The following is a 12562-nucleotide window of genomic DNA, read 5'->3' on the forward strand; positions in this document are numbered from 1 at the left end:
GCTATTCTTTTGAAAAAGTAATTTATGGGAACAGTAGCAAAATCTTCTATCACACTTGTATCTATTAGCGATGCTTATTCGTTGTCGCTAACCCCAAACTCGTGTGTGATTAAAGCAGATTTCGATGGTTCTAACCCTAAATTAGAACATGCTTATACTATTATTTCAGCATATTGTGGAGATGAGAAAACCCCAATAGAAATTGATTCCAGCACTATTATAAAAAGTAACGATAATATAGAATGTCAACTAATAAAAGTTGATAGCTATAGATACCGATTATCCATTATATCACTCCCAGTTGATATATTACAAGGATATATTGAAATTCCAGTTCTTTCTGGAGTAAGTGCAGGGTTAACTGGGCGTTTCACATTTTCTATTGTACGCGAAAGTACCATGCTGGATTGGATTCAAGATTGGGAAAACAATAAAACAACTATTGGCTCTTCTTATGTGATTACTCCCAAAATATTTGTTGGAAAAAAAATAATTGGTAGTCACGACAGTCTTGAAGATGTTCCAGGATTAACGGGGGTATATATTGGTCCTTCAGAAAATAACGGAGCCGGTATATATGGATATAAAGATAACAAAGAAATTTTTCATATAGACCAAACCGGAGGTAAAATAGGCGGTTGGGATATTACATCTGGTGGTATTCAATGTGAAGATGGCACATTATCCATAAAATCAGAAGGAACCATTTCTGCTCAAAGTGAAGGCATCATTCATTGGTCATTAAACAAAGACGGTTCAGCCTCTTTTGCCAATGGTAATGTTACAATGGATGTTGAGGGAAATGCCTCATTCAAAGGAACAATAGAAACATCTGGTGGTAGTATTGCAGGGTGGATCATAGGAGCCGATAGCATTTACAATGGAACTATAGGAATCAATTCATTAAAAAAATTCATAGCCATCGCTAATGTTGCTTCTGTCCAAGATATTGGTAATCAATTAGACTGGGTAAAAGAATATGGCGGTGTTGCAATGTATTGCATCAGTAACACTAATTATGGTCTGATAGGATATAAAAATAACGAAAAAGTGTTTTCAGCAGGTTCTGATAATTTTATTGCAGGTTGGAACTTTAATGAGAAAGCTATTTTTAGTGGAATACAAACAAATTCTGGATTTACAACAAAATCTGGAGACATAACAATTAGTTCTAATGGTATTAGAGGATTTAAATGGCGTTTAGAAAAAGATGGTTCAGGAGCATTAGCAGGAGATAATATCACATGGGATAAAGACGGAAATATGAATTTTAAAGGTAAAATTGATGCTTCTCAAATTATATCTGGAAAAATTGATACGTCTCTTATTAACACAGATGCAATATTATCAAATGGAGATGCCTGGGCATTATTAAAAGATGGTTCTGGTTATTTAGCTTCAAAAAATTTAACTTGGGATGAATTTGGTAATATAAATGTATTAGCTTCATTATCATTACCATATAAAGAATTTTACATTAACACAGATTCAACCCCAACTCCTATGGATTTATCACAAGGAAGATATTTTATAGCGAGATATGGAAATATATATGGTGATCAAATTATAGAACTTCCCACCCCTATTAAAGAATATAATGGTTCAGAAATTAGAATATATTCCGGATTTATGACAACAAGAGCTTCCAGAAGTGACTTTGATATAATAATAAAAGGAAATGGTATATTTTTCTATCCAGGATATATTCCAGTACTAGGTTCTCCAATACAAATCTCAAAAGTGCGTGTATCAAATAAAGAAATTATTTTAAGATGTATTTCACTGGGGGATTTTGTTTTTTGGTATATACAAAATTTCTGTGACTTTACAAATGATGATTTTAATCCACAGTAAGTCAATAATAAATTGATGTAAATGCGCACAGATATTTATGTAAATACAATTACGGGTGATATAGTTTTAAAAAATCAAAACTCTTTAGAAGAATATTTGTTTGAATGGATCGAAGAAACTGATTTACAACTTACCGCTCAAATAATACTCCCTTCCAACTTTGATATAAAGCAACTTTACACGATTGGTGTGCAAATAAAGATACCATATACACCAATCTATAAACCAATAAAAATACGTTTTAGTAGAGACTTTGGTGGTGGTAATATTCGTATAGTTATAAACCCAACTGATAACTCTGAATGGTTTGAAGTGCATACAAGGCTATTTGGCCTACAAGATAAGATTTTGTATGCTTCACAATTAATAATGGTTAGTCAAGATTATTATCTTATACAAATAAATAAAGGGGTGGCATATTTATGGTCCAATGCAATATCTGATATGGTAAATATAAATGCAAATATTCAGAACCGAAACTTATTGTTACAATGTGTTCCGTCCAACAACTATAGGTATCCAACTTCAGGTGTGGGTTTAATTAAATATCTTCATGCCAACCTTAGTCATTCAGGATTAGCAGAAAAGTTACAAACTGAATTCAAAGATGATAAAGTGGAGATTATTAATGCCGCTTTTAATTCCTATTCAGGAGATCTGGAATTAGACTTAGATTTTTCAGAAGCAGATGCAGGTGTATAAAGTAAAACGAAATCAGAACATATTTGATGTTGCAGTAAGCACACATGGTTCTATAGAAGGTATATTCGATTTGTTAATCAACAATCCTGATTTATCCTTCCACTCACAATTAAAAGAAGATGAAGAAATATATTGGGATGAAGAATTTATTATATATGACAGCATTGTAAATACATTACAATCAGAACATATTGTACCGGCAAACGGGGAACGACATGTATATCACAAAAGTACAACAGCCTCATTACGATGTGTTGTGTACATATCCCCCAAAGAAGCATCCATTGCATTACAAATGGCCGGAGACGGAAATCTTATTGTTGATTGGGGAGATAATAGCGATCTGGAAACTATAACGCTATCTCCCACTCTACAGAAATATGTGCATTTTTTCGATAATTATACCGATGAAAGATCAATTAAATTGTATGGTGATTTCAATTTAAAAACCTGGGAATTGTCTTCTATTAATGGCTTAATCATGCCAACTATGCCCTTGGTGGTAGACGAGATAATTTCGGAGAAGAACAATCTCTCTCTACAAGGACTATTTTTATGTAAAGGTACATATTTGGTGAAACTGGCTGACATGAGTTTATCCAGCCTTGCTCCCATTCAGGATATGAGTTTATCTAATTTAGAGTTAAGAAATATTGATTATACAGAAGACACAGTTATCAATGACTATTTAATCTATATTGCAAAGCATAATAATCAACGGAGGAATTGTAAAGTTATATTAGATACACAACCCTCTGGAACATATAAGGAGCCGCTTAAAGATAGTAATGGCAATTATGTTATTACAACTGGTATGGAAGCGATATACGTGATTACCCATGAAACTGCATGGAATGAAGCGGGTTCATGGAGCTTTGATATAAATGGAACGATTTATCAATATGAAAATTCAGACATAGCATGAGCCGTACATTAACAGAAATATACAATGAAGCCGTGGAGACCAGAAACAAATATCTGGAACTTACAGAGCTAACAAATGACTCAAAGATGTCAATAATCAATGCTTTCACATGGGTAACAGCTGCTGCAATTTACTCATTTGAAACATTGTTAGACGTTTTTACCACAGATATTGCTAAAACCTTTACCCAACGAATTAATGGGACTTCAGCATATTACGCAAATGCCATGTTGAAATGGCAATATGGAGATGATCTAATTATCAATGATGAAGGTACAGCATTTCATTATGCAACTGAAGATACAACAAAAAGATTGATTACACATGTATCTTATCAAGAGTATTATAATGAAGAGTTCAAAGATAATATTTTGATATTAAAAGTTGCTTCCGGAGAAGGTCGTTCTTTGTCCCAATTGTCTGATGAGGAACTAATTGCAGCACGTGCATATCTTAATCAGATTAAATTTGCAGGTGTTAAGTGTAATGTAGTTAGTCGCAGAGGCGATGTGCTTGTTCCCAGACTCACCGTGTATTATGATGGAGCCATTACGAAAGAGGAACTTTATGATAATATTGATACAGCACTTATTGATTTTATTGTAAATATGAAATTTGATTCTCTTGTCTACTCACAAAAAATTATAGATGCCATTCAAAAAGTAGAGCATGTTACAGATGTTCATATTGATCATGAAGCTAGTGTAGAACAAGGAATATTTATCGCTCAATACAATGACAATAATGAACTCGGACCATTAACCAAAATTGAGCGGAAGTGTTATTTAGCAAGCGGTTATGCAAAACAAAGTACACAGCAAGATGCAGAAAGTGAACTTCCCACCTTTCGTGAGGCAATTGTTATAAAACTAGAAACAGAATGAGAAGTTATCGTATTAATACTGACCGTATAGTAAATCAGTTAGTTCCTCATTATCTTGGAGGACGAAAACTGATATTATTTCTTCAAGCCATTTTACAACCGTTAAACTCTTTGAATATAAAATGGAAAGAATGGGCTGACGAAAAACGAATAGAAGCAGCAATGACCTCCCAGGTTATTATGATGGAATATTTTTTAAATCATAAATTTAGGAAGTATTTTTTAGACACCTCTGAACATATTGTCATTTCAGATGGTGCTATAAATGGAGTACCAATATATTGGGAAGATGCTAATAAAAATATATGCGAATTTCCTTTGTATAACGAAGGCGAAATCGAAGTTAGCGGACACCCAACCACTCCATTGCGTTGGAAAGATGAAAAGATGCCAACAAGTGATGTAAGTTTTGTAGTAAGTTGTCCTGCTATTAATACCAAGACAATCTCACAAGAGGAACTTACAGCTATGATTACTTATTATGTAGATCGTTATCGTATTGCAGGAAAAAAATTTAAAGTTACATACGCTTAAATGAAAGAGTTTACTTCACAAACAGGTGGGCGTTACACCTACATTGATGATATTATGAATTTACAGAATCTTGCATTAGCTTTTACAAGTATATTTGATGAGTGTGATAACTTTATTATCAGCGGATGTCAAGTATCAGGTACAAGTATTAGTGCTGGATATGTCTATATCAATGGTAAAATACGTTATTGCGCAGGAACATCTGGAGTCTCTAAATGGCCTATGTATTTGTATGAGAACAACTCGGTTGAACGTGTGTCTTATGCTGATTCCGGAGATAAAAATGGACGGAATATATACGGATGTGCTGTATCATCCAGTGTACCAATAGCCAATGATGTACTAACTGAAGCACCACCCCAATTTATCAGTATTACATCAGATGGTACAGCACTTCGACTTAAAGAAGCGTTATTTGGTAAATATGCTTTAATGATAGATTCCCCTAATTCAGTTCAGACTGTACAGAAGGATGTTGTTATTGATGGAACAGTAACGGCAAATAAAGACCTTACAGCCCAAAAGGGGATTAATTTAACATCAGGAACAGCTAAAGCTAGCATCACCTATAATGCCTCTGGAGCATTAAGTATTCAATCCCAATTAAATGGAAAGCCTGTTTACAAAGTAACTATAACAGAGGACGGAGCTATTCAATTTTATATTGGAGATACTTTATTGGCTTCGCTTGACTCCAATGGTATGACGCTAAAAGTCACAATGTCTTTAAATTCTATTAAGGCAGGAAATATTGTTGTAGCTAGTAATCATATATATAATACAGGCGTTGCAGCTGATACTGGTAGTATAAATATCAATATGTTAGGGTACAATGAAGGAGATTCCTATTATCGGGACACCAAAATTGGCGATGGAAAAAATACTGTTATACTAGAAATCACAGGAAAATCTAAAGCTAGTATTTTTTATGGACCAGTAAAAATATCCCATGCGGATTCTTCGCTCCTAAGTTTAAAGAATGCCTCTCTTCCTAAGACAGACAATCAATTGATAACCTGTTTAAATTGGGAAGACAAAAATTCAGAACAAATCGGTTATATGGGGTATTCCAATATCTCTAACAAAGATTTATATATCAAAAATAACATTGGAAACTTGGTTCTCAACAATGACGTATATGTAACAGGAAAACTATTCGTTGGTGGAATTGATGTTATAGCTAGAACTATAGAATATCCCAAAGATAGTGGATGGATTGCAATCAATGTTCAGAACTGTGGTATTACAACAAAACTGTATGTCCGTCAAGTTGGAAAAGTAGTGTCCATTCAAGGAGAATTACATACCCATCACAGTGGTACCATATTTACATTACCAAACACCATTGATCCTCCTAAATATAAAATAGGTTATTCCCATAATAAAGGACGTGGAAATTGGCATTGTACAATACAAGGCGGACAACGTAATTGTGTAGTTGATTATTGTAATAATGGATGTTCAGAATACATCGGATTTTTAATGACATATATTATTTAAATTATGAAGATTATTAATATTAGCGTTGATATTGAGAGTCAACTTTTAAATTCTCGGTCAACATCGTCTCAAAAAAATAAACCTAATGAAAACGTTTCCGAACAGCAGAAAGAAACCAAAACGCCGCAAAAAAAAGCCCGGAAGACCAAAGGGGCACAGTCTGAAAAACTTCGACCAGACACGGATCGGATTTCTGATGAAACATGAAGTTCCTATAGAATATAAACTATTAATGGAAGTATCTGACTTCCTAAAAATTCATGCACCATCTCCGGAACTGATTGAAGCAATAAGTTATGCTTCAGATGACATATTCTTCAAAAAGGCTAAGTTCTGGAGATGCTTAATGGATTATAAAAAGTATGGTTTAAGACCTCCATATAGTATTCATACAAACGCAAATAAGGAATTATATTATATACATATAAGATTTAAAAAGTATCTAATTTGATAATTTATATAAATCAATTTAGATACTTTTTTATATCTATAATCTTGTAAATAAGAAAATAATTAGTAATTTCGCATCACAATTGATACACACGATCTTTTATATTGACTTTTAACACAGTAAATTCATGCACAAGGTATCGCGCTTTTTCAAGCCTTTACCATGTCCTACCCCAGCTCCTAAAAAACTGTACCTATTAAAATGCGAAGCAACTGGATTATATAAAATTGGAGCAACAAGCGAGGATGTAAAAAATCGTATTAGTAAGCTGTATTATAATAGCCACACTGATCAACGAACAATTAAAATTATAAAAGTTTGGGAGAAGTGTGGCTATTGTGAGTATTATATACTCAACAGTTTTGCTAAGTTAAAGGTTTCTCATCCTTTCTACAAAAACGGACATACAGAATGGTTTAAATTCACAAGTGATGAATCCAGTCTAATACGGACTGTAGAATCTATTATTTCAAGTTTAACATAGAGGAAAATATGATTAAAGTAACTAGACTAAATGCGGTTACTTCTTGGAGCCGTGCTTTAAATGCAGCACGCAGAACCGTAGGAAAGTCAGCATTAAAAAAAGAACCTTCAGACTCATGGAAAGCAAAAATGTTATTAGCAGAACATTCTCCCATTCGTTTGGTAGAATATGAATGGACATGGGAACAAATACCTCAATGGGTAACAGTGCATTTCGTTCGTCATCATATAGGATGTGAAAAGTTTGTTCATACTCAACGACCGGATCGTACCGGTTCACAAATTCCTAGAGGAGAACATTTGCAAGGAGAATTAAATGAAATGGATATGACTGCAAATGCACAAGAAATAATGGCTATTTCACGAGTACGTTTATGTAATTGTGCTTCAAAAGAAACTAGAGAAGCATGGACAGCAATGTTGCAAGAACTAAAAAAGATAGATCCGGTTCTTGTTAGTAAGTGTGTGCCAACATGTGTTTATCGCGGTTTTTGTCCAGAGCTAAAATGTTGCGGATATGCCAATACTCATCAATTCCATGAAGCTGTTGAAAAATATAGAAAGACTGAATAATTATGAAAGTACAAAAAAGAACAGGTCAAATTGTAGATTTTGACCTAGAAAAAATAGGAAATGCGATAAAAAAAGCCTTTGATAGCAAACAAGTTGAATACGACCCAGCAATTGTAAAATCGGTTGATAAATTAATTAGCCTTACCTACACTAATGTTCCCGTATCTGTAGAAACCATCCAAGATTACGTAGAACGCGTATTAATGCAATTTGGATATTATGATATAGCCAAGACTTTTATCCTATATCGTGAACAACGTAAAAGTACGCGTTTTGTCAAAGAACGTATTGATTATATGAATCAATATAGTCAATCAACAGACAATGCAGCTTCTTCATCAGAAACCGATGGGAATGCTAATGTAACTATGAAAAATGTAGCTAACTTGGAAGGTGAAGTCTATAAAACTACTAATCGGATAATCCAACGCCAACGTATGAAAGATGAGTTGAACATTCTCTTTCCAGAAGTAGCAAAGCAATACGAAACAGATCTTGATAATCATATTATTTATACACATGATGAAGCATCTACGCCAGTATTAAAACAATATTGTATGGCGGTTAGTTTGTATCCATTACTAACAGAAGGCGTAGGCAATATTGATGGTGTTACCCCTTCAGAGCCTAACGATTTACAGTCGTTTAGTGGGCAAATAACCAACTTGATATTCTTACTTTCTTCCCAATGTAAAGGAGCGGTAGCCGTAGGTGAATATTTCATTGCACTAAATTACTATGTAGTTAAAGAGTTTGGAGATAAATGGTATGAAAAACTTGACTGCGAGGCTTCCTCGCCACATTGCTTAATTAAAAGAACAGTACGTGATAATATCCTGAAAGCGTTCAAACAGTTTGTGTGGGGCGTTAACCAACCAGCCGGAAATCGTAGCTATCAAAGCCCATTTACAAATATTTCTTATTATGACCATACATATTTCACATCGCTCTTTGGAGAATTTTGTTATCCGGATGGAAGTAAGCCTGAATGGATAGCTATTGATACATTGCAACGTATGTTTATGAAATGGTTTAATCAAATACGTTTAAAGCAAGTATTAACCTTTCCGGTAGAAACTTTTGCGATGGTTCATAATGGCGATGATATAATCGACCTAAATTACAAACAACTTTGTGCCGAAATGTATGCGGAAGGGCACTCGTTCTTTACTTATATTTCCGATAGTGCAGACAGCCTTGCATCATGCTGTAGGCTTAGAAATGAATTGGCAGAAAATACCTTTAGCCCCACTTCTGGCTTGACCGGTGTTATGACAGGTAGTTGTAATGTGATTACTTTGAATATCAATAGAATCGTTCAAGATTGGGCATTGACCCACACATTAAATGGAACACCTTTAATTAAGGGTAAGAAACTTATAGGTAATCCCTTACGTGTAACAGTAATTGAAAATGATTTAAAGAACTATGTAACTAGGATTTTGGAAAGAGTCTATAAGTATCATATTGCTTTCAAGACAATGCTATACGACCTTGAAGACAAGGGAATGTTTGCCGCTTCAAATGGCGGTTATATTCATATCAGTAAATTATATAGCACCATAGGCATCAATGGGTTGAATGAAGCCGCTAGATTCTTGGGAATGAAGGTAAGTAATAACCCGGAATATATTGAGTTCCTTCAACTCATTTTGGGCACTATTAAAGAACAAAATAAACTGCATTCTATCCATGACAGAAAACGACCTTTCTTGTTTAATTCAGAAGTTGTGCCAGCAGAAGGACTGGGAGGAAAGAATTATAAATGGGATAAAGAAGGTGGATATGTTGTTCCAGAGGATGAGAATTTATATAACTCATATTTTTATAATGCCCATGATGACACTTCTATACTAGATAAATTTATATTACATGGGCACCAAACCTATCAGTACACTGATGGAGGCTCGGCAGCTCACATTAATTTGGAAGATCATTTATCAAAAGAGCAGTATCTGAAATTAATTGATTTTGCCATAGCCAATGGAACCAATTACTTTACCTTTAATATACCAAACAGTAAATGTGAAGATTGTGGCAAAATCATAAAAAGACCCATTGATACTTGCCCTTGTTGTGGTAGCCATAATATTACTCAATATACACGAGTTATCGGATATTTACGCCCAACAAAAGCATTTGGAAGTGATCGACAACAAGAGGCTAGAAACCGTATATATAGTGATGGTAAATCCCAGGTATGAAATATGTAGATACAAAAATAGTGTTTCAAGAATTGCCTAATGAAATTACTTTGGCAATAAATATAAGTGGTTGCCCATGCGCCTGCATCGGGTGCCACTCTTCTTATCTGTCACAGGATATAGGAGAATCATTAACAAAAGAAGCACTTCAACAATTGATACGCAAAAATAAAGGAATAACAGCTATATTATTTATGGGCGGTGATGCAAATCCGGCATATATAAATAAATTAGCCGAATACCTTTATCATAACTATCCTAATTTAAAAATTGGCTGGTATTCTGGACGAGATAAATTATCCGAAGAGATCAAACTTGATTTCTTTCATTATATTAAATTAGGCCCGTATATATCCAGCAAGGGACCTCTTAATAATCCGAACACTAACCAAAGATTATATCAAGTTGTTAAAAGGGAGAATGATATTAACCTATTTGATATTACTTCTTATTTTACAAATAATCAATATAATAATTAAATATATATTATACATCTGTAACACAGTAATATATATTTTTATTCAAAAAATATTTTTGGTTTTATTTTGATAGTTAAATTGATACAATTATCTTTGCAGTGTTCTTTGAAAAATGATAGTATGTTGCATGGTCAAGCACGTCTTATTGTGCAAGACAATAAGGCAGCAAAACAAGAGATCGAATTGGCTATTGGAAATTTGAAAGATGGTGATTACACCATTCTTATTATGGACGATACCAAAAACAAATCTCTACCACAATTGAAGTATCTATTTGGTGTAGTACTGAAGACAATTTCAGAACAATTGCCTACACACCCGCCAGTAGATGCCCTATACAGATATTTTGAGGAAATTTATGCTCCGATTCATGTCTGTGATCTTCCCGGAGGTGAAAAGTATGAATACTTTTACCTCAAAAATGAAAAAGCAAGTGAGATGAATGAAGTTATTGAGAGAATCATTCATCATGTAAACACTGAATGGGGTATTAAGGTTATGTTGAAAGATAAAACCAAAATGCCAGAAGCAAAAGAACTTTGGGCTGGAGCTTATACCGAACAGTGGAATCTTCCCCTCTCTAAATTAAACAAATAATTTTCATTTTATGGAAGAGATGATTAAAAATCCGTATGCCCTCTTTGCGGAGAATCAAGAAACTTATGAAGAGGCGGTAAAAAAAAGTACCGATGAGAGCCAATCATTTCAACGTACCAAACATTTCCGTATGGATTCCGCAGGAACTTATACTGTGCGTATCCTTCCCTTGGCACCAGCCGAGCAACCAGACGGTTCTTACAAATTAGAACGTAAGGGGTACGAATATCCGGTCAAAACACAGGTGTTGAAACTGGACAACCCACGTCCAACAGGAAAAAAAGACAAACAGTTCTTTGTAAATATCTGTCATTCCAGCTATGCCGGATTATCTGTAGACCTAATTGACACTTATCTTCAAGTTGCTGAAAATAAGTATGGCAGTGATGAAAAATTGATGAAAAAGATTAAAGGTTCAGGCTTTGATGGTGGTCTAAAATGGAACTCTCAACGTGCCATGTATATTTTAGATTTGGACAACCGTGAAGAAGGTATTCATTTACTTATCCTGTCTTATTCACAATACAAAGATTTGGAGGATCGCAAACTGGCTATATGGAAGAAGCTTCTGGAAAAGAATCCTAAATGTTTGTGCCCTATCTCTTCTTTGGAAGATGCTTTCCCGGTAGAAATTACTCGTAAAGAGGAAAACAAGAAAACCACTTACACATTCAACATTGATACAATTTCCGGTGCCGAACCTCTATCTGAAGAGGAAGTCAGTTCGTTGTTGGAAACACAGCGTATCCCGGCAGCTATTTACCGTTACTCACGTTTCCACATGGAGGCTACCATTGAGTTCTTGAAGCAATACGATGCTAAAATGGAAATGGATGTGATGAGCAGCAAAGAGATCACAGAAGCTATTGAAAAGATTAAAATGGAGCTTCATCCTGATGATAAATCCCATTTCTCTTTTGACAAAAAAGAACGTAACAGCGGTGATAATGAGGAACCATCAGACAACGAATTGGATTCATTGTGGAACCTCTGGGAAAAACTAAATGAACGCGGTATTGGTGATAAGAGCGAAGAAGGGCAAGACTTACGTGATGCAATTCGCGAATATATTGATGCCAATGAGCTAAATGTCCGTGTCACTCGTGGAAAAACAAATGAAGATTTGCTGAATGACATTGAAGACGCGTTGGAAGTTGCTAAAGATGGCAGCAACAACGAAGATGACAATACACAAAACGACACCAAACCGGAAGACACGCCTTTAGAGCCAGAACCGGAAGAGGAACCAGAACCAACCCCCGCTCCTACTCATACTGTTCGTAGACGTGGTGAACATAATGACGACACCAATGAACCGGCTGCAAACCCAGTCCGTGAACGCAGAGCCGCACGTCCTGAACGTAGAAGAAGATAATT

The 12562-nt window shown here is 34.8% G+C and carries 13 protein-coding genes; all 13 read left to right on the plus strand.

The features are described 5' to 3' along the window. Positions 1–24: 24 nt before the first annotated feature. The 13 genes from DWZ47_RS17730 to DWZ47_RS17795 all read left to right on the plus strand — a co-directional run bounded on the left by DWZ47_RS17730 (position 25) and on the right by DWZ47_RS17795 (position 12560). Entirely contained in the window at positions 25–1854 is a 1830-nt protein-coding gene (locus DWZ47_RS17730) for a hypothetical protein (RefSeq protein ID WP_109115707.1), read from the plus strand. 21 nt (positions 1855–1875) lie between these two features. Continuing rightward, positions 1876–2556, plus strand: coding sequence for a hypothetical protein (locus DWZ47_RS17735; RefSeq protein WP_109115706.1), 681 nt, complete (start codon positions 1876–1878; stop codon positions 2554–2556). After that, positions 2543–3481: a hypothetical protein gene (locus tag DWZ47_RS17740; RefSeq protein ID WP_109115705.1), complete on the plus strand. Its 939-nt coding sequence runs from the start codon at positions 2543–2545 to the stop codon at positions 3479–3481. The genes DWZ47_RS17735 and DWZ47_RS17740 overlap by 14 nt, the downstream gene beginning before the upstream one ends. Beyond that, positions 3478–4365, plus strand: a complete 888-nt coding sequence (locus DWZ47_RS17745; protein ID WP_109115704.1) for a hypothetical protein — start codon at positions 3478–3480, stop codon at positions 4363–4365. Before DWZ47_RS17740 ends, DWZ47_RS17745 begins: the two co-directional genes overlap by 4 nt. Next, a complete protein-coding gene (locus DWZ47_RS17750) occupies positions 4362–4898 on the plus strand; it encodes a hypothetical protein (protein WP_109115703.1) in 537 nt (178 codons plus the stop codon). Before DWZ47_RS17745 ends, DWZ47_RS17750 begins: the two co-directional genes overlap by 4 nt. Beyond that, positions 4899–6398, plus strand: coding sequence for a hypothetical protein (locus tag DWZ47_RS17755; RefSeq protein ID WP_008768562.1), 1500 nt, complete (start codon positions 4899–4901; stop codon positions 6396–6398). A gap of 85 nt (positions 6399–6483) precedes the next feature. Next, a complete protein-coding gene (locus tag DWZ47_RS17765) occupies positions 6484–6849 on the plus strand; it encodes a hypothetical protein (RefSeq protein ID WP_032555565.1) in 366 nt (121 codons plus the stop codon). A gap of 127 nt (positions 6850–6976) precedes the next feature. Then, entirely contained in the window at positions 6977–7333 is a 357-nt protein-coding gene (locus tag DWZ47_RS31395) for a GIY-YIG nuclease family protein (protein WP_008647857.1), read from the plus strand. Positions 7334–7341: 8 nt separating this feature from the next. Further along, entirely contained in the window at positions 7342–7905 is a 564-nt protein-coding gene (locus tag DWZ47_RS17775) for an FAD-dependent thymidylate synthase (RefSeq protein ID WP_008768560.1), read from the plus strand. A 2-nt stretch (positions 7906–7907) separates the two neighbouring features. Further along, the gene (nrdD, locus tag DWZ47_RS17780; protein ID WP_008768559.1) at positions 7908–10109 is read left to right on the plus strand and encodes an anaerobic ribonucleoside-triphosphate reductase; all 2202 of its coding nucleotides are present in this window, start codon (positions 7908–7910) and stop codon (positions 10107–10109) included. Then, on the plus strand, positions 10106–10588 hold the full coding sequence (locus DWZ47_RS17785) for a 4Fe-4S cluster-binding domain-containing protein (RefSeq protein ID WP_008768558.1): 483 nt from the start codon (positions 10106–10108) through the stop codon (positions 10586–10588). Before nrdD ends, DWZ47_RS17785 begins: the two co-directional genes overlap by 4 nt. A 120-nt stretch (positions 10589–10708) precedes the next feature. Further along, entirely contained in the window at positions 10709–11185 is a 477-nt protein-coding gene (locus DWZ47_RS17790; protein ID WP_117514013.1) for a hypothetical protein, read from the plus strand. Positions 11186–11195: 10 nt separating this feature from the next. Then, on the plus strand, positions 11196–12560 hold the full coding sequence (locus DWZ47_RS17795) for a hypothetical protein (RefSeq protein WP_109115700.1): 1365 nt from the start codon (positions 11196–11198) through the stop codon (positions 12558–12560). Positions 12561–12562 lie beyond the last annotated feature (2 nt).

The sequence above is a fragment of the Bacteroides sp. AF32-8BH genome (genome assembly GCF_003435205.1).
Lineage (GTDB): Bacteria > Bacteroidota > Bacteroidia > Bacteroidales > Bacteroidaceae > Bacteroides > Bacteroides ovatus.

Coding starts and splice junctions, on each gene's coding strand:
- DWZ47_RS17730 (WP_109115707.1), top strand. CDS start 25: ATGGGAACAGTAGCAAAATCTTCTATCACACTTGTATCTATTAGCGAT.
- DWZ47_RS17735 (WP_109115706.1), top strand. CDS start 1,876: ATGCGCACAGATATTTATGTAAATACAATTACGGGTGATATAGTTTTA.
- DWZ47_RS17740 (WP_109115705.1), top strand. CDS start 2,543: ATGCAGGTGTATAAAGTAAAACGAAATCAGAACATATTTGATGTTGCA.
- DWZ47_RS17745 (WP_109115704.1), top strand. CDS start 3,478: ATGAGCCGTACATTAACAGAAATATACAATGAAGCCGTGGAGACCAGA.
- DWZ47_RS17750 (WP_109115703.1), top strand. CDS start 4,362: ATGAGAAGTTATCGTATTAATACTGACCGTATAGTAAATCAGTTAGTT.
- DWZ47_RS17755 (WP_008768562.1), top strand. CDS start 4,899: ATGAAAGAGTTTACTTCACAAACAGGTGGGCGTTACACCTACATTGAT.
- DWZ47_RS17765 (WP_032555565.1), top strand. CDS start 6,484: ATGAAAACGTTTCCGAACAGCAGAAAGAAACCAAAACGCCGCAAAAAA.
- DWZ47_RS31395 (WP_008647857.1), top strand. CDS start 6,977: ATGCACAAGGTATCGCGCTTTTTCAAGCCTTTACCATGTCCTACCCCA.
- DWZ47_RS17775 (WP_008768560.1), top strand. CDS start 7,342: ATGATTAAAGTAACTAGACTAAATGCGGTTACTTCTTGGAGCCGTGCT.
- nrdD (WP_008768559.1), top strand. CDS start 7,908: ATGAAAGTACAAAAAAGAACAGGTCAAATTGTAGATTTTGACCTAGAA.
- DWZ47_RS17785 (WP_008768558.1), top strand. CDS start 10,106: ATGAAATATGTAGATACAAAAATAGTGTTTCAAGAATTGCCTAATGAA.
- DWZ47_RS17790 (WP_117514013.1), top strand. CDS start 10,709: ATGTTGCATGGTCAAGCACGTCTTATTGTGCAAGACAATAAGGCAGCA.
- DWZ47_RS17795 (WP_109115700.1), top strand. CDS start 11,196: ATGGAAGAGATGATTAAAAATCCGTATGCCCTCTTTGCGGAGAATCAA.